The following is a 15,781-nucleotide window of genomic DNA, read 5'->3' on the forward strand; positions in this document are numbered from 1 at the left end:
GTCCCCGGGAGAAGGACTCGGAACCACGCCACACCCGCGGACGGTCTCACACGCCGTACGCGGTATTCCCGCAGATCACGGATCTGCGCTGAGAAAATACGCCGCAGGCTAACCCAGAAGGCACGTGGTGAACAAAGCGTGAAGCGTAACCTCCGGTACGGCCGAGAAATCTGCCGGGGCCAGGCATGACCTCGCGAAGTGTGGATACACAGAACCCTCTCGGTCTGTCCCCGGCACGGCCGCCGCGAAAACTGCCGTTTCGCCGCCGCGCAGCGACTCCGCCGCGCGGCGAGGACGCGCACGCGCGGCGTGTGAGTCGGCTCACGAAAAAGTCCCGCCGCCTTCGGTCACCGGGTGGACGGTGGTGGCCGAAGGCGGCGGGATCGGGATGCGCGCGGGTCGGATGTCAGGCGACGGCCGGGTCCAGCAGTCCCTTGCGCAGCCGCTTGAGGATGCGGGTGATCAGCCGGGAGACGTGCATCTGGGAGATGCCGAGCTCCTCACCGATCTGCGCCTGGGTGCGCTCCTCGACGAATCGCAGGTGGACGATCTGCCGCTCGCGGTCGTCGAGTTCGGCGATCAGCGGAGCAAGGGAGTGGAAGTCCTCGACCAGCTGGAGGGAGGGGTCGTCCTCACCGATGAAATCGGCCAGGACGCTCTCGCCGTCCGTCCCGCCGTGGCTGACGAGCGCCGCGTCGAGCGAGGTGGGGCTGTAGGCGTTGGCCGCCTTGCGCGCCTCGATGACGTCCTCCTCGGGGAGGGACATCAGCTCGGACAGCTCGCGCGTGGTGGGGGTGCGGCCGAGGCGGGTCTGCAGTTCCTCGGTGGCCTTGGCGAGCTCGACCCGGGCCTCCTGCAGCCGACGGGGCACGTGGACCGCCCAGCTGGTGTCGCGGAAGAAGCGCTTGATCTCCCCGACGATGTAGGGGACGGCGAAGGAGGTGAACTCGACTTCGCGCGTGAGCTCGAACCGGTCGATCGCCTTGATCAGGCCGATCGTGCCGACCTGGACGATGTCCTCCATGTTGTCGCCGCGACTGCGGAAGCGCGAAGCCGCGTAGCGCACCAGGGAGAGGTTCATCTCGATCAGCGTGTTGCGCACGTATTGGTATTCGCGGGTGCCCTCTTCGAGCACGGACAGCCGGTCGAAGAACTGACGGGAAAGATCCCGGGCGTCCTTCGGCTTGACCTTCGACGGGTCGTCGATGACAGGAAGTTCCACGTCCGCGAACGCCTCGACCGCCTCACGTGCCGTGCTCCTTGCCTGCACCGCCGTCACGGCTGTCATGCCGCCCACCCCAATCGTCGAAAGGTCTTGATGTCAGAGCGCGTATGCCCAGGTTCCGAGGATTCACTCCACCCGAACCGACGAAAACATTCGTACCAGAGAGACGGGTGGTGACGGGCACCCCCCTCCGGTTCGCCGCACGGTCCTCGGGCCCGGGGCGGCTGCTCGCGCGGCCGGGCGTCTCTCGCGGGCAGGGGGGCGGCGGGCTGTCGGCGCCGTTGAGTACGCTGGGTTCTCCAGGTGAGGCGGTGGACATGGCGTACGGCGTCGACCGACCGGGGATGCCCTCCGGCCCGCGGTTGCACGGAGGAGCGGTTCTCCGTATCCATGCACTGGCGGAGCGTCCGGGCATACGCATGGTCGGCGAGATCAGCCCACCCACCCGTCCCGTCTGGCGAGAGGCTCTGGGGCAGCTGGCGGGTCGGTCCGACCACGTCTGCTTCCTGGAGCTGTCGGCGATCACCTTCGTCGACGTGGCCGGTGCCGCCGACCTGGCGCGCACCGCACACGGCCTGCAGGGGAAGCGGCGTCTGGTATTGGAACAGCCACCGCCCGAGCTCGAGCGGATGTTGCAGATGTTCTGGCCAGACCTTCGGACGATCGAGGTGGCGGCGTGACGAGTACGGCCACCCGATCCGACGCCCTCGCCCACCGCGACCCCTTCGTCCACCCCGCGCTCTTCTACCGCGGTGACGAGGCCTATGTGGAAGGGACGGTTCCGTTCCTCCTGGAGGGTCTGGAGGCCGGGGAACCGGTGGCGGTGGCGGCTCCCGTCCCGCGGCTGGACCTGATCCGGGCGGCGCTCGGAGCGAGCGCCGCCGGGGTGCACTTCGTCGACATGACCAAGGCCGGGCGGAACCCGGGCCGCATCATCCCCTCGGTCCTGCGGGCGTTCGCCGACGCCCGGACCGGCGGCCACGTCCGCATCATCGGCGAGCCCGTGTGGGCCGGCCGGACCGCGGTGGAGTATCCGGCCTGCGTGCAGCACGAAGCGCTGATCAACATGGCGTTCCGCGGCCGGGACGTGACCATCCTCTGTCCCTACGACGCCGACGCCCTCCCCGCCGATGTGATCGACGACGCGCGGGCCACGCACCCTGTCGTCATCGACGGCGGCCGGGAGCAGATCAGCACCGACTACGCGGTCGAGAGCGTGCTCGCCCGCTGCAACGAGGATCTCCGTCACCCGCCCGGGGCGGCGGCCGCACGCTTCGACGCGGAAGCCCTCCCCGTCACCCGCGACTTCGTGCTCGCCGAGGCGCGGGAGCGCGGGATGAGTGCCGTCCGGCTCCAGGACCTGGCGCTCGTCGTCGCCGAACTGACGACCAACAGCGTCGTGCACGGCGGTGGTGCGGGCACGGTGCGGGTCTGGGCCGAGAACGAGCAGATCGTGTGCGAGGTGCAGGACGACGGGCAGCTGACCGATCTGCTGGCGGGCCGGCGCCCCGCCCCTCCGCACCAGCTCGGCGGCCGGGGCCTGCTGCTCGTCCACTATCTGTCGGACCTGGTCCGCGTGCACACCGGCGAAGCCGGGACGACGGTGCGCAGCTACCTCGCCCGCGCCTGACGCCGGCCGACGGCGCCGCCGGAGTCACCCGCGCCCCCGCCACGACAGGGGAGAGGCCCGGACCCCTGGCGGGTCCGGGCCTCTCGTGAGCCGCGGCGGCTAGCGGGAGCCGCCCTGCTCGGCGTCCTGCGCCGCCTGGCGTTCCGTCTTGGACTCGGCCGTGGCGAGCGTCCCGCCGGAGCTCTCGAGGTGGGCGCGCACGAACCACTGGAACTGTTCGAGCGAGCGCAACTGCTCGATGAGGAGGTCCTCCGTCACCGGGTCCGTCTTGCCCACCTCGGACATCGCGGAGCGGTGGTCCTCGATGATGCCGGTGTAGACGAGGTCGAGGGCGCCGAGGTGGGCGATGGCGTCGGCGCGACCGACGTCGTAGTCGTCCCAGGTGCGCTCGGCGACCAGGGCGCCCGGAGTCCCGTGGGGCACTCCGCCGAGGGCGGAGATCCGCTCGGCCGTGTCGTCGGCCATTTCACGTACGCGGTCCACCTGCGGATCCAGCATTTCGTGCACGGCGATGAAATGCGGGCCGACCACATTCCAATGCACGTGCTTCAGCGTCAGGGAAAGGTCGTTGAGTGCATGCAGACGCATACGCAGCAGCTCGATGACCTGTCCGCCGTCGTGGGTGCTGAGTCCGGGGACCGTGTACTTCGGTGTCGAGGGCGTCGACATCAGTTCTCTCCCTTCGTGGGGGGTTAAGGGGGTCGGGGTCGCCGCGTCTTCTACCAGCGGTACCAGCGTCCACGCCGGCCGCCGGACGCTCCGGGGCGAATCACGAAGCCCAGCAGCCAGACGACAAGCACGATGACGGCGATCCACCAGAGCGCCTTGAGAGCGAAACCGGCTCCGAAAAGGAGCAGGGCGAGCAGAAGAACGAGAAGAAGCGGAACCATTGTTATCAACCTCCAGCCCTCACGTGCCCCGGTTCTTTCGGGGTACACGTATACCGGGAGAAGGTGATCGAGAAAGGGACCGAAGGCCCTGACCGCACGTTCCCGAACTCAGAGTCGTACGTACTCCTCGCGGACCACCGCGGCCAGTTCCGTCATCGCTTCCTCGACGCCGGCCCGGTCGGCCCGGTCCAGGACGGCGAGTGCGTCGGCCGCGGCCTTCCTGACGGTCTCCGGGACCTCGTCGACCGCGGCCAGCCGGTAGGCGAGGATGCGCCGGGCCGCCCGCTCCTGCGGCGTGACGCCCGCCGGGCCGGAGCGCGGGAAGACGGCCGCTTCGTAGGCGGCGACCTGGACCAGGACGCCGTGCGCGAGGCCCTCGGCGTACCCGCGGGCCCCGGCGTGCCGCTGGGCCGCACGGAAGCTCGCCATCGCGCGCTGCCTGACGAGGAGGGAACCGGCCGCGCCGACCGCGGCCGAGCAGAACGCCGCGAGGAGACCGGCCGCCGGACCACCGAGCAGAGCGCCGAGAAGACCGCCCGTCGCCGCGAGGAGGCAGGTCAGTCCCGCGGTGAGGAGGACGAGCGCGCGAGCGGGCGTGAACGGTGCCGATGCCATGGCGAGCAGTGTGCCAGTCACCGTCGAGGGCCCTGCCGACGGCCCCCCTCGCACCGCACGGGAGGACTGCGGGCACGGGCGGCCCCGCTCTCGAACGCGGTCTGCCCGTACCGCTGCCGCCACCCGTCGACGACGCCGGTGGTTTCACCGATGGCCGGTCGGCGCGGGACCGCGAGGCTGCGTTCTCGACTCGTCCGACTCGGTCTGTTGGAGGCAACGCATGCGCATTCCCGACCGGTTACTCCGGCGGTGGGCCACCGCCACGACCCTGGGAGCGGTCCTCGTGGCCACGCTCCTCGGTACCACGCCCGCCCAGGCCGCTCCGGCGCGGGCGGAGGCGGCGAACCCCGTCGTCACCGTCCCGCCCGCGGGCAGTCGCGGCTTCCCGTTCCTCGCCGCGGCCGAGGATCTCGGCTCGTACGGGTACACCGAGAGCGAATACTTCATCGGCGGCACCGCCACGTCGTACGCCAAATCCGGGATCTGGGGCTCGGACGGCCGGTGGACCGTGCGCACAGCGGGCCGTGCCGCGTACCGGAGCAGGCTCCTGGTGCGCCGGCCCGTGGACGCGGCGAAGTTCAACGGCACGGTGGTCGTCGAGTGGCTGAACGTCAGCGGCCAGCTCGAACTCTCGCCCGACTACTGGTTCGCGCGGGAGGAACTGCTGCGCCGGGGCTACGCATGGGTCGGCGTCTCGGCCCAGGCGGTGGGCGTCAACGGTGGTTCCGGTGAGATCCGGGGACTCAAGGGCTGGGACCCGGAGCGCTACGGCAGCCTGGTCCACCCCGGCGACGCCTACGCCTACGACATCTTCTCGCAGGCGGGGCAGGCGCTGCGCACCCCGGACGGGCCCGATCCGCTCGGCGGCCTCGAGATCAGGACACTGCTGGCGGACGGGGAGTCGCAGTCGGCCGGGTTCATGACGACGTACGCCAACGCCGTCCAGCCGGTCGCGGGCGTGTACGACGGCTTCATGGTGCACAGCAACAGCGCCATCGCAGCCCCGATCAGCGGCGACGCCGGCGACATCCTGCTGATGCCGTACCCGTCCCGGGTCCGTACCGACCTGTCGGTGCCGACCTTCGTCGTGCTCACGGAGACGGACGTGCCGGGGGCGTCGGCCGCACGCCAGCCGGACACGAACCGTGTCGTGCACTGGGAGCTGGCCGGTACCGCGCACGGCGACCAGTGGGCCTACGACGTCGGACAGCCGACGGTGATCCGGTCGGCGGGCTCGGCCGCGCCCTCGCCCGGCTGCGCCGCGGGGTCGGCTCCGTTCAACGACGGCCCCGGCCACTACGCGATGAACGCCGCGCTGCGCCACCTGGCCGACTGGGCGCGCGGCGGTCCCAGGCCCGCGAGTGGCGCACAGTTGAACGCCGACCTGCGCGATCCGGCCACGGGTCTCGCGGTGGGCGGCATCAGGCTGCCCGACGTCGCGGTGCCGACCCGGACGCTGACCGGTGCGCGGGACACCAGTGGCAGCGGACTCTTCTGCGGTCTGTACGGGGCCCGGGACCCGTGGAACGGCGACGCCGACCCGTGGGACCGGCACGACGACGGCGATCCGTCCGACCCGTCCTTCCCGCCTCGTGCGGAGCCGGTGCTCAGCCGGCTCTACCCGACCCACGAGGCGTACGTGACCAAGGTGCGGTCGGCCGCGCAGGCGTCGGTGAACGCCGGGCACCTCCTGCCGGAGGACGCGACCGCGATCGTCACCGCCGCGCAGGAATCGGCTGTCGGAGGCTGATTCCGTACGCCCCGTGCTGTGCGGCGGGGCGAGGCGGTGTGAGGGGCGGCGCGGGACCGGGGGGCGCCGCCACCGCCCCGGGTGCGGCCTTGACCGGTCGTGCTCGGGGCGGTCCCCGTGAACGGGTCCGGTCCCCTGGTCCTAACCGGCGGTCGGCGGGGGCGAGAGGCGGGGCGTGCGGTCCTCGATGGCCTGCGCCGCGTCAAGGATGCGGTCCTCCGCGAAGCGTCCGCCGATGAGCTGGACGCCCACCGGGAGGCCGTCCATGAGGGCGGCGGGCAGGGTGACGGCGGGAAAGCCCAGGACGGGGACGGCGGTCATCGGCCACATGGCGGTGACCAGTTCGGCGGCGCGCTCGGGGCCGGAGATGTCGGCGTCCTGCTCGAAGGGGAGCTCGGCGGAGACCGGCGTGAGCAGGATCCGGTCGGTGCCCAGCAGCTGTTGCAGCCGGGTGATCAGGGAGGCGCGGCGGGCCCAGCCCTGGATGTAGGTCTCCAGGGAGGGGCGCTCGCCCCACAGCGCGGTGGCGGCGGCGAACGAGTAGGTGAGCGAGGTGCGGATGGCCTCGTCCCCGATCTGTTCGACGACCGGCAGCGTGGGACGGAAGTCCTCGTAGACGAGCAGCGACCAGATGCGCGCCGCTTCCGCGAGCAGGGACGATTCCCCCGCCTCCTCGACCTCGTGACCCGCTTCGGCCAGCTTGGCGGCCGCCGCGTCCACGGCCTGGTCGACGGCCGGATCGTTCTTGACGGTGCCGATGCCGCGGACGACGGAGACCTTCGCCCTGACCCCCGGCGGCAGGGCGGGCGGCGCGGTGGGGATGCCGTAGGGGTCCCTGAGGTCCGGCGTGGTCATCACCCGCAGGGCGAGCCGGGCGTCGGCCACGGTGCGGGCCAGGGGACCTTCGACCGCGCAGGCCTGCACGGTGGGCGGAAGGTCGAGCGGGACCCGGCCGGCCGGGGTGTCGACGTAGGCGGGCGGCGTCCAGCCCGAGACGCGGCCGACCGTGGGGCGGATGCCGACGACTCCGCAGCAGGCGGCGGGGTAGCGGATCGATCCGCCGATGTCGTTGCCCTGGGCCAGCGGGGTCATTCCCGCCGCGAGGCTGCTGGAGGCACCGCCGCTGGAGCCGCCGGGCGTGCGGGCGGGATCCCAGGGGTTCAGGGTGCGCCCGTGCAGGTCGTTGGTGGAGAACCAGCGGTAGGAGAAGGCGGGCGCGTTGCTGCGGCCGAGCAGGACGGCGCCCGCCTCCCGCAGCGCCGTCACGCAGGCGGCGTCGGCCTCCGCGGGAGCTCCGGCGAGGGCGGCCACCCCGTGGCTGGTGGCGTAGCCCCGCTGGTCGGTGTTGATCTTCGTTGACACCGGAACGCCGTGCAGGGGGCCCAGCTCGGCACCCGCGGCGACGGCCCGGTCGGCGCGGGCGGCCTCGGCGAGGGCCTCCTCTGGCCGGACGTCCGCCAGCGCCGCGAGGCGGGGGTTGGTCTCCTCGATGCGGTCCAGGCAGGACCGCACGACCTCGACGGAGGAGACCTGGCGTGTGCGGATGGCGGCGGCCAGGTCGGTCGCGGTGCGCTGCCACAGCTCGGCAGCCGGGGAGTTCTGGGTATCCATGATCGCCTCTGGAGTGGGCGCCGACGGGGCCGAGTTCGGGCTCGGGCGCGCGGCGGGGGCATCGGAGGACCGCTCCGCTACGGAATACGACGACGTCATACAACGTCGTTTTATTTGCCGGTCAGCCTCATGTCCGCGACGCCCCTTGTCAAGGCCGGCCGTGACGTCGAGCGGAGTCGGGGTCCCTCGGTGTGCCGCCGTGCAGCAGGTCGACGACGGCCAGGGCGGCGCGGGCTCCCCGCTCGTCCGGCCAGCCCTCCGGGTCCTCCAGCCGGGACAGCCAGTAGCCGCGGAAGAGCAGGTGCAGGACGTCCGCGGCCAGGCCGGGATCGGAGGTGCCCGCCTCGGCGGCGGCGGTCCCCAGGGCTTCGCGGTGGGCGCGCGCCGTCTCGTGCCAGACGCTGTCGGCCTTCTGTCCGGCGCCGGGGTCGGCGCTGACCGTCTCCATCAGCAGGCGGCGCATCACCTCGTCGTCGCCGCTGGTGGTGCACATCCATCGCGCGAGCACCGCCAGCCGTTGCGGACCCTCGACGCCGTCGAGCAGTTCCTCCACCTCGCGGCCCCACTCCTGTTCGGCGTGGCGCAGCGCATTGCCCATGAGGGCGGAGCGGCTGGGGACGTAGTTGGTGATCATCGCCGTGGAGCCGCCGAGCTGTTCCGCGACGGCGCGGATGGTCACGGCGCGGACGCCGCGTTCGCGCGCTACCTGGAGAGTGGCGGCGGCGATCTCGTCGAGCCGCTGTGCCTCGTCTACCTCGATCGGCATGTCATCGACCTTTAAGTGAAGTGTTGACCGGGTGGCGAACAGCTGCAATGTTGTCATACAACGACGTTGCACAACGTTGTTGTATCTCATGTGGCTGGAGATGCCCCATGCCTTTCACCTTTCAGCGGATCAGCGCGGCGCCGGTCGCCGAGCACGCCCGGCAGTACCTGGTCCGGATGCGCGACGGCGTGCGTCTGGCCACCGACGTCTACCTCCCCGCGGAGCACGCCGGCGGTGACGACGCCTTCCCCGCGGTGCTGGTCCGCCTGCCCTACGACAAGAACAGCCGGTACGTGTACCTCGACCGGGTCGCCCGCCTGTTCACCGATCGCGGTTACGCCGTCGTGGTGCAGGACGTCCGCGGGAAGTTCCGGTCCGGCGGAGCGACCGTCCCCTTCCTGCGGGAACCCCAGGACGGCCACGACACCATCGACTGGATCGTCCACCAGCCGTGGTCCGACGGCGTCGTGGGCATGTTCGGCGACTCCTACTACGGCTTCACCCAGTGGGCGGCGGTCGCCTCCCAGCATCCCGCGCTGCGGGCGATCGTCCCGCGGGTCACGGCCGCCGACTTCGACGCCATCTGGCGGCCGGCGGGGCTGCGCCCGCCGGTCTGGCTCGAGGGCATCGAGTACTTCGCCCACCACTGGGTGGACAACGACAGCTACGAGTTCGAGCCCGACCGCTCCCGCCGACCCGTCATCGACCAGTACGAGCGGGCCTTCGCGGCCATCGGTTCCCGCTCCCTCTGGTTCGACCTGGTAGCCCCGCGGCATGCGGGCCTCGCCACCCAGCCCGGACTGCACCCCTTCGACGCACGGCCCGTACCGGTCCTGCACTGCGTCGGATGGTTCGACAACATCGTGGCCGCGCACATGCGGGACTACACGGAGCTGGCCGCCCGCCCGGGCTGGGACGCGGTGCAGTACCTGTGGGCGGGCGCCGTCGACCACGAGAACCACAGCCTCGCGCACGCTCCGGTCGCCCCCGAGGACGACCACTGCGCCGGCGAGGAGGCGCTCGCCCGGATGCTGCCGGCCTACGCCGGCCCGGCCATCGACTTCTTCGACGTCTTCCTCAAGGGCGTACGGCCGGTCTCCTCCCTGTCGAAGGTGACCTGGGAACTGGGGCACGCGGAATGGCGCACCGCGCAGTCCTGGCCGCCGCCAGGAAGCACCCCGCGCACCCTCTGGCTGACCGCACCGGACCGCGCCGACGGGCCGCTCCCCGGCGCCCGCTTGGCCGACGCACCCGCCGCGGAGGAGGGCCGCGCGCACTGGACCCACGACCCCGAGGCACCCGTGCCCTCCCTCGTCGAGGACTCGTTCGCCTACCTCCACACCCATCCCGACCTGGCACCCGTGGCGGCCCGTGACGACGTCCTGGTGTTCTCCGGAGCGGTGCAGACGGAGCCGTGCGATCTGGCCGGCCCCCTCGGCCTCGACCTGGACGTCACCAGTACCGCGCCCGAGTTCGACGTCTTCGCCAAGGTGCTCGACCTCGCCCCGGACGGCACCGCCCGGCTCGTCTCACGGGGCCAGGTCGCGGTCACGGCGGCCGACACGGACCAGGTGATCCACCTCGACCTCGGCCACACCGGCTACCGGCTGCGTCCCGGACACCGGCTCACCCTGCTGCTGGCCGGCAGCGACCACCCCCTGTTCCTGCCGGCCCCGGGGACCGGGGAGAACCCCTGGACCGCCGTCACCGTGAAGCCCAGCACCCAGACGCTGCGCACCGGCGGTACCGGCTCCTCCCGACTGACCGTCACCGTCGCCCCCCGGTCCGCCTCCTGAGCGCACCGGTACCAGCGCACTCCGCCGCCGGGCGCCGGTCGCGCCGTCCCGGACCACCCGCCGACCCGCCCGGCCCACGGCCGCGACGGCCCCGGCCCGGGTCCTTCCCCGAGCCGTCCGGCCGGGTCCGCCACCCACCGCGACCACACCCCGCACGGCCCGGCCCACGGATTGCTCCGCCGCACCCACATCCTCGCGAGGACTTCCCATGCAGGCTTCCCGAACCACCGTCACCACCGCTGCCGCCCTCTGCCTCCTCATGACCGCCACCGCCTGTACCCCGGGCTCCGGCGCCCCGCCCGCGCCGCATGCCCCGAAGCTCACCACGACCACCCCCCGGGCCACCGGAACCCTCGACAAGGTCACGTGGAACCTGCCCATGGGCGAGCCGACCACCCTCGACCCGGCGCGGGTCGGCGACTACTCGCCGAGCACGGTCGAGTCCAACCTGTGCGACCCGCTGGTCCGGCTGAACGCCGACTACTCCCTCAGCCCCGGTCTCGCGGCCTCCTGGCACCGCCCCGACGACACCACCCTGGTGCTCGACCTGCGCAGAAACGCCACGTTCTGGAACGGCCATCCGATGACCGCGGACGACGTGGTCGCGAGCCTGCTGCGCCAGAAGGACCCCGCCACCCAGAGCGTCAACGCCACCCTCCTGGCCCACGTGAAGAGCATCACCGCCAGCGGCCGGCACCAGGTGACCGTCCGCTTCGGCACACCCGACGAACTCTTCCTGAAATCCCTGGTCAACGGCTTCGGCGCGGTGAGCGAAGCCGCGTTCATGAAGAAGGCGGGACGCTCCTACGGAACCGCCAGGGGCGGGCTGATGTGCACCGGGCCCTTCGAGCTGACGGACTGGAAGCCGGGCGAGTCCATCACCGCCACGCGCAACCCGGACTACTGGGACGCCTCCCTGAAGCCGAAGATCAAGACCCTGGCCTTCAAGTTCATCACCGACGGCAGCACCCTGACCGGCGCCCTGCTCTCCGGACAGATCGACGGCAGCTACGAGATCGGCTCCACCGCCGCCAAGACCCTCGGGTCCTCCGCCGCGGGCACCGTGTACTACGGCCCCTCCGCCCAGAGCAACTACATCACCGCCACCAGCCCCGACTCACCGCTCGCCGACCACCGGATCGTGCAGGCGCTGTCCCTGGTCATGGACCGGGACGCGCTCGTCGAGAACGTCTACAACGGCGCGGCCCAGAAGCTGAAGACCTTCATCCCGCCGCTGGTGTGGAAGAAGAGCGAGGCCGCGGACGTCTACGCCGAGGCGTACGACGACCTGCCCGCTGCCCCCGACGTCGACGTGAGCCGGGCCAGGAAGCTGGTCCGGCAGGCCGACCCGAAGCAGCGCACCATCGCCGTCGCCACGGCGGCCGGCGACCAGCAGTCCCTGCAGACCCTCACGTTCCTGCAGGCGGGCGCCAAGCGGATCGGACTCGACCTCGTCATCAAGCAGCTGCAGCCGACCCAGATGTCGGGACTCTTCTACGACCCCTCCCTGCGCAAGGGCCTGGACGCGACCATGGTCCTCGGCTACGTCGAGATTCCCGACCCGCTCTCCTACGCCCAGTTGATGACGTCACCGACGTCCCTCTTCAACTGGACCGAGTACCGCAACAAGAAGGTCACTTCACTGCTCGGGCAGGCGCAGGCCACCCTCGACCCCGACGCGTCGGCGGAACTCTTCACCCGGGCCCAGGCGCTGTACGGCAAGGACCTTCCCGTCCTGCCCATCGCGTCCCCCTACGAGCGCATGTTCCTCAACAAGCGGCTCAGCGGCGCCCCTTCGTCCTTCGCGTACATCAGCATGCCGTGGGCGGCCCACCTCGGCGGCACCGGCAAGGGCACCTCGTGATCGCCCGCTACATCGCCCGCCGCGCCGCCACGCTGGCGGTGACCCTGCTCGTCGCCAGCATCGGCATCTACGGTGCGCTGTTCCTGTCCCCGGGCGACCCCGCCACCCTGCTGGTGGGAGGGGGAAAGCCGCCCAGCGAGCGGCTGCTGGCCGAGATCCACCGCCAGTACCACCTCGACGACCCCTTCCTGCAGAGCTACGGGCGCTGGCTGACCGGCATGCTGCACGGCGACGCCGGACAGTCCCTCAGCTACAAGGACTCCGTCGGCCGTCTGCTGGCCGACCGCGCCGGGAACACCGCCCTGCTCATCGCCTACGCGGCCGTACTCATCGTCACCCTCGGCGTCGCGGCCGGCACCCTGGCCGCCCTGCGCGGGCGCTGGGTCGACACGGTGGTGACGACGGCCGCCACCACCCTCATGGCCATCCCGACCTTCGTCCTGTCGGTGCTGCTGATCTGGTGGCTGGCGGTACGGCTGGCCTGGTTCCCGGCCTACGGGGCCGGCACCGGCTTCACGGACCGCATCGAACACCTCACCCTGCCGGCCGTGGCGCTCGCCGCCTCCTGGCTCGCCTACGTCGCCCAGGTCACCCGCTCCGCGGTCCGCGCCGAACTCGCCTCCGAGCACGTGCAGACCGCCCGGAGCCGGGGCATCGGCGAACGCTTCATCGTCCGCAAGCACATCCTGCGCAATGCCTCCGGGCCGATCACCTCCGTCTCCGGCGTGGCGGTCGCGGGGCTGATCGCGGGCTCCTCGATCGTGGAACAGGCCTTCGGCATCAACGGTGTCGGCGCCCTGCTGATCCAGAGCGCCGCCAAGCAGGACCTGGCCGTGGTGCAGGCCGTCGCCTTGATCACGGTGGTCCTCTTCGTCGTCCTCAACACCGTCGTGGACCTGGTCACCGCCGCCCTGGACCACCGCGTTCCGGTCGGAGGCAGCCTGTGAGCACCTGTCAACCGGCCTCCCTGACGCGCGGCCGCACCACGTTCGGCCGCCTCCGCGGGCTCGCCCGGGGCCGCGGCGTGGTGATCACCGCCGGGACCGTGGTCGCCTGCGTGGTGCTGGCCGCCGTTCTCGCCCCGCTCCTCGCCCCGTACGACCCCGACGCCGTGGACCCACTGGCCGTCTCTCGAGGCAGCTCCGCCGCGCACTGGCTCGGCACGGACGACACCGGCCGCGACATCCTGTCCCGGCTCCTGTTCGGGGCGCGGCCCAGCCTGCTCGCCCCGGCCCTGGTCACCGTGATCGCCGGCGTCACCGGTACCGGCCTCGCGGTGACCGCCGCCTGGCTCGGCGGCTGGTACGACCGGCTCGTCTCCGGCGCGCTGGACGTCGTCTTCGGCTTCCCCGGACTCGTCCTGGCGGTCGTCGGAGCGGCCGTCTTCGGCGCCGGACTGGACATCGCGGTGGTCACCCTCTCCCTCGCCTACCTGCCCTACATCGCCCGCGTCGTACGCAGCGCCGCCGTGCGCGAACGCTCCCTGCCGTACATCTCCGCACTCGACATGCTCGGCATGTCCGGACGCAGGATCTGCCTGCGGCACCTGCTGCCCAACCTCCTGCCGCTCGTGCTGGTGCAGGCGACCACCTCCTTCGGCTACACCATGCTCGACGTCGCCGCGTTCTCGTTCGTCGGCCTCGGCACCCAGCCGCCCACCGCCGAGTGGGGCCTCATGGTCGCGAACGGCTCCGCCGGAATCATGGCCGGGCGACCGGAACAGTCGCTGTACGCGGGTCTCGCGATCGTCGTCTTCGTCGTCGCCTGCAACCTGCTCGGCGGCGGACTGTCCCGACGACTCCTGGGGGAGGACCGATGAGCCCCGAGACCCCGCTGCTGCACTTCGACCACCTGCACATCACCCTCCCGGTCGGAGGTGAACGGCACACCGTCATCCACCGCGTGGACCTGAGCGTGCCGCCCGGCGGCGCCGTGGGCCTGGTGGGGGAGTCCGGCTCCGGAAAGTCGCTCACCGCCCGCTCGGTGCTGAGGCTGCTGCCGCCCGGCGCCTGCGTCGGCGGCGAGGTCCGGTTCGACGGGGCGCCGGTCACCGCCATGGACCCGGCCGCGCTGCGCAGGCTGCGCAGCAGGGAGATCGCGATGATCTTCCAGGACCCCCGGGCCCACATCAACCCGCTGCGCACCATCGGAGACTTCGTCACCGAAGGCCTGACCACCACCCGCGGAGTACGCCGTGCCGCGGCCGAGAGGCGGGCCACGGCGCTCCTGCGCGACGTGGGCATCGCCGACGCGCCGCGGCGGCTGCGCCAGCGCCCGGCCGAGCTCTCCGGCGGACTGCTGCAACGTGTGATGATCGCCGCCGCGCTGATCGGGGAGCCCCGGCTGCTGCTCGCGGACGAACCCACCACCGCCCTGGACGTCACCACCCAGGCCGAGGTCATGGCCGTCATCGACGAGGCCCGCGCGCAGCGGGGGCTCGCGATGCTCTTCATCACCCATGACCTCGCTCTGGCCTCGGCCGTCTGCGACCGCATCGCCGTCATGTACGCCGGCTCGGTCGTCGAGGAGTTGCCGGCCGCGCGGCTGCACGACGGCGCCCGCCACCCGTACACGCGCGCCCTGCTGGCGTCCCGCCCCGACCCCGGGCCCGACGCCCCACCGCTGCGGGCGATCAGGGGGCGGCCGCTCTCCGCCTTCGAGGCCGGACCCGGCTGCGCCTTCGCTCCCCGCTGCTCCTACGCGCAGGACAGGTGCGAGGTGCTGCGTCCCGGGCCGGAGCCCGCGGGCGACGGCTCGGCCGCCTGCCACTTCCCCCCTCACCCGCAGGCCGTCACCAACGGCACGGACAGGAGCGCGAGATGACCGCATCCGCCGCAGCCCCGGTGCTCGAAGCGGTCGGCCTGCGCAAGACGTTCGGTGACTTCGTCGCGGTCGACGGCGTCGGACTCACGCTCGAAGCGGGCGCCTCCCTGGCCGTGGTCGGGGAGTCCGGCTCGGGCAAGACCACCACCGCCCGCATGGTCGCCGGGCTGGAGGAGCCCACCTCGGGCACCCTGCGCTGGAGCGGCCGGCAGCCGCCCGGCCGCCGGGCGCGCGCGGACGAACGGCGACGCTTCGCCCGGGACGTGCAGATGGTCTTCCAGGACCCCTACGCCTCGCTCGACCGGCATCAGCGGGTCGGGGACTGCATCGGCGAGGTCCTCGCCCTCCACACCGGCCTGCGCGGAACGGCGCTCGCCGACCGGACGGCGGAGCTGCTCGACCAGGTCGGACTCGACACCCGGCAGGCGCGGTCGCTGCCCCGGGCGCTGTCCGGGGGACAGCGCCAGCGGGTCGCCATCGCCCGCGCCCTCGCCGTCCGGCCCCGCGTCCTGGTGCTGGACGAGGCGGTGGCCGCGCTCGACGTCTCCGTGCAGGCCCAGATCGTCACCCTGCTGGGCGAGATCCGCGAACGGACCGCCGTGGCCTACCTGTTCATCACCCACGACCTCGGCATCGTGCGGCACGTCTGCGACGACGTCGTGGTCATGCACCGGGGACGGGTCGTCGAGCGCGGCCCCACGTCCGTCGTCCTGGAACAGCCCCGGGATCCCTACACCCGTCAGCTCGTCGATTCCGTACCCCGGCGCGGCTGGACACCGCGCCGCCGGCCGGCCACACCATGAAACGGAGT

The 15,781-nt window shown here is 72.1% G+C and carries 15 protein-coding genes; 9 read left to right on the plus strand and 6 right to left on the minus strand.

Going from position 1 to position 15,781, the window contains the following annotated elements; translation table 11 throughout:
• Nucleotides 1–406: 406 nt before the first annotated feature.
• Complete coding sequence (locus ACZ4NT_RS06255) at nt 407–1,288, minus strand: RNA polymerase sigma factor SigF (protein ID WP_121408663.1); 882 nt, start codon at nt 1,286–1,288, stop codon at nt 407–409.
• 254 nt (nt 1,289–1,542) lie between these two features.
• On the opposite strand from ACZ4NT_RS06255, the gene ACZ4NT_RS06260 reads away from it, so the two are divergent.
• Nucleotides 1,543–1,905, plus strand: a complete 363-nt coding sequence (locus tag ACZ4NT_RS06260; RefSeq protein WP_467724158.1) for an STAS domain-containing protein — start codon at nt 1,543–1,545, stop codon at nt 1,903–1,905.
• Nucleotides 1,902–2,855 carry an anti-sigma factor RsbA family regulatory protein gene (locus ACZ4NT_RS06265; RefSeq protein ID WP_467723832.1) on the plus strand — a complete coding sequence of 318 codons (954 nt, stop codon included), beginning with the start codon at nt 1,902–1,904 and terminating at the stop codon, nt 2,853–2,855. The genes ACZ4NT_RS06260 and ACZ4NT_RS06265 overlap by 4 nt, the downstream gene beginning before the upstream one ends.
• A gap of 99 nt (nt 2,856–2,954) precedes the next feature.
• On the opposite strand, the gene ACZ4NT_RS06270 is transcribed toward ACZ4NT_RS06265, so the two are convergent.
• From ACZ4NT_RS06270 to ACZ4NT_RS06280, 3 genes are all read right to left on the minus strand, one after another.
• Complete coding sequence (locus ACZ4NT_RS06270; protein ID WP_121408064.1) at nt 2,955–3,524, minus strand: Dps family protein; 570 nt, start codon at nt 3,522–3,524, stop codon at nt 2,955–2,957.
• A 50-nt stretch (nt 3,525–3,574) separates the two neighbouring features.
• Nucleotides 3,575–3,745, minus strand: coding sequence for a hydrophobic protein (locus tag ACZ4NT_RS06275; protein ID WP_121408063.1), 171 nt, complete (start codon nt 3,743–3,745; stop codon nt 3,575–3,577).
• A gap of 108 nt (nt 3,746–3,853) precedes the next feature.
• On the minus strand, nt 3,854–4,360 hold the full coding sequence (locus tag ACZ4NT_RS06280) for a hypothetical protein (RefSeq protein WP_121408062.1): 507 nt from the start codon (nt 4,358–4,360) through the stop codon (nt 3,854–3,856).
• A 220-nt stretch (nt 4,361–4,580) separates the two neighbouring features.
• Here ACZ4NT_RS06280 and ACZ4NT_RS06285 point away from each other — a divergent pair, with 220 nt between their 5' ends.
• On the plus strand, nt 4,581–6,110 hold the full coding sequence (locus tag ACZ4NT_RS06285) for an alpha/beta hydrolase domain-containing protein (RefSeq protein ID WP_467723835.1): 1,530 nt from the start codon (nt 4,581–4,583) through the stop codon (nt 6,108–6,110).
• Between the two features lie 141 nt (nt 6,111–6,251).
• On the opposite strand, the gene ACZ4NT_RS06290 is transcribed toward ACZ4NT_RS06285, so the two are convergent.
• Nucleotides 6,252–7,721, minus strand: coding sequence for an amidase (locus tag ACZ4NT_RS06290; protein WP_467723837.1), 1,470 nt, complete (start codon nt 7,719–7,721; stop codon nt 6,252–6,254).
• Nucleotides 7,722–7,869: 148 nt separating this feature from the next.
• The gene (locus tag ACZ4NT_RS06295) at nt 7,870–8,487 is read right to left on the minus strand and encodes a TetR family transcriptional regulator (RefSeq protein ID WP_183117160.1); all 618 of its coding nucleotides are present in this window, start codon (nt 8,485–8,487) and stop codon (nt 7,870–7,872) included.
• Between the two features lie 107 nt (nt 8,488–8,594).
• Here ACZ4NT_RS06295 and ACZ4NT_RS06300 point away from each other — a divergent pair, with 107 nt between their 5' ends.
• From ACZ4NT_RS06300 to ACZ4NT_RS06325, 6 genes are all read left to right on the plus strand, one after another.
• Nucleotides 8,595–10,283, plus strand: a complete 1,689-nt coding sequence (locus tag ACZ4NT_RS06300; RefSeq protein ID WP_121408058.1) for a CocE/NonD family hydrolase — start codon at nt 8,595–8,597, stop codon at nt 10,281–10,283.
• Nucleotides 10,284–10,491: 208 nt separating this feature from the next.
• On the plus strand, nt 10,492–12,147 hold the full coding sequence (locus ACZ4NT_RS06305) for an ABC transporter substrate-binding protein (protein ID WP_121408057.1): 1,656 nt from the start codon (nt 10,492–10,494) through the stop codon (nt 12,145–12,147).
• Complete coding sequence (locus ACZ4NT_RS06310; RefSeq protein WP_467723840.1) at nt 12,144–13,094, plus strand: ABC transporter permease; 951 nt, start codon at nt 12,144–12,146, stop codon at nt 13,092–13,094. Before ACZ4NT_RS06305 ends, ACZ4NT_RS06310 begins: the two co-directional genes overlap by 4 nt.
• A complete protein-coding gene (locus ACZ4NT_RS06315; RefSeq protein ID WP_467723842.1) occupies nt 13,091–13,966 on the plus strand; it encodes an ABC transporter permease in 876 nt (291 codons plus the stop codon). The genes ACZ4NT_RS06310 and ACZ4NT_RS06315 overlap by 4 nt, the downstream gene beginning before the upstream one ends.
• Nucleotides 13,963–14,970 carry an ABC transporter ATP-binding protein gene (locus ACZ4NT_RS06320; RefSeq protein ID WP_467723844.1) on the plus strand — a complete coding sequence of 336 codons (1,008 nt, stop codon included), beginning with the start codon at nt 13,963–13,965 and terminating at the stop codon, nt 14,968–14,970. Before ACZ4NT_RS06315 ends, ACZ4NT_RS06320 begins: the two co-directional genes overlap by 4 nt.
• Nucleotides 14,967–15,773, plus strand: coding sequence for an ABC transporter ATP-binding protein (locus tag ACZ4NT_RS06325; protein WP_467723846.1), 807 nt, complete (start codon nt 14,967–14,969; stop codon nt 15,771–15,773). The genes ACZ4NT_RS06320 and ACZ4NT_RS06325 overlap by 4 nt, the downstream gene beginning before the upstream one ends.
• The last annotated feature ends 8 nt before the right edge of the window (nt 15,774–15,781 follow it).

It is taken from the genome of Streptomyces sp. NPDC026417, assembly GCF_055567695.1.

Excerpts from the sequence above, each read along its gene's own strand:
- ACZ4NT_RS06300 (WP_121408058.1), top strand. The coding sequence starts at position 8,595 with ATGCCTTTCACCTTTCAGCGGATCAGCGCGGCGCCGGTCGCCGAGCAC.
- ACZ4NT_RS06325 (WP_467723846.1), top strand. The coding sequence starts at position 14,967 with ATGACCGCATCCGCCGCAGCCCCGGTGCTCGAAGCGGTCGGCCTGCGC.
- ACZ4NT_RS06320 (WP_467723844.1), top strand. The coding sequence starts at position 13,963 with ATGAGCCCCGAGACCCCGCTGCTGCACTTCGACCACCTGCACATCACC.
- ACZ4NT_RS06280 (WP_121408062.1), bottom strand. The coding sequence starts at position 4,360 with ATGGCATCGGCACCGTTCACGCCCGCTCGCGCGCTCGTCCTCCTCACC.
- ACZ4NT_RS06305 (WP_121408057.1), top strand. The coding sequence starts at position 10,492 with ATGCAGGCTTCCCGAACCACCGTCACCACCGCTGCCGCCCTCTGCCTC.
- ACZ4NT_RS06275 (WP_121408063.1), bottom strand. The coding sequence starts at position 3,745 with ATGGTTCCGCTTCTTCTCGTTCTTCTGCTCGCCCTGCTCCTTTTCGGA.
- ACZ4NT_RS06285 (WP_467723835.1), top strand. The coding sequence starts at position 4,581 with ATGCGCATTCCCGACCGGTTACTCCGGCGGTGGGCCACCGCCACGACC.
- ACZ4NT_RS06260 (WP_467724158.1), top strand. The coding sequence starts at position 1,543 with ATGGCGTACGGCGTCGACCGACCGGGGATGCCCTCCGGCCCGCGGTTG.
- ACZ4NT_RS06295 (WP_183117160.1), bottom strand. The coding sequence starts at position 8,487 with ATGCCGATCGAGGTAGACGAGGCACAGCGGCTCGACGAGATCGCCGCC.
- ACZ4NT_RS06255 (WP_121408663.1), bottom strand. The coding sequence starts at position 1,288 with ATGACAGCCGTGACGGCGGTGCAGGCAAGGAGCACGGCACGTGAGGCG.
- ACZ4NT_RS06290 (WP_467723837.1), bottom strand. The coding sequence starts at position 7,721 with ATGGATACCCAGAACTCCCCGGCTGCCGAGCTGTGGCAGCGCACCGCG.
- ACZ4NT_RS06270 (WP_121408064.1), bottom strand. The coding sequence starts at position 3,524 with ATGTCGACGCCCTCGACACCGAAGTACACGGTCCCCGGACTCAGCACC.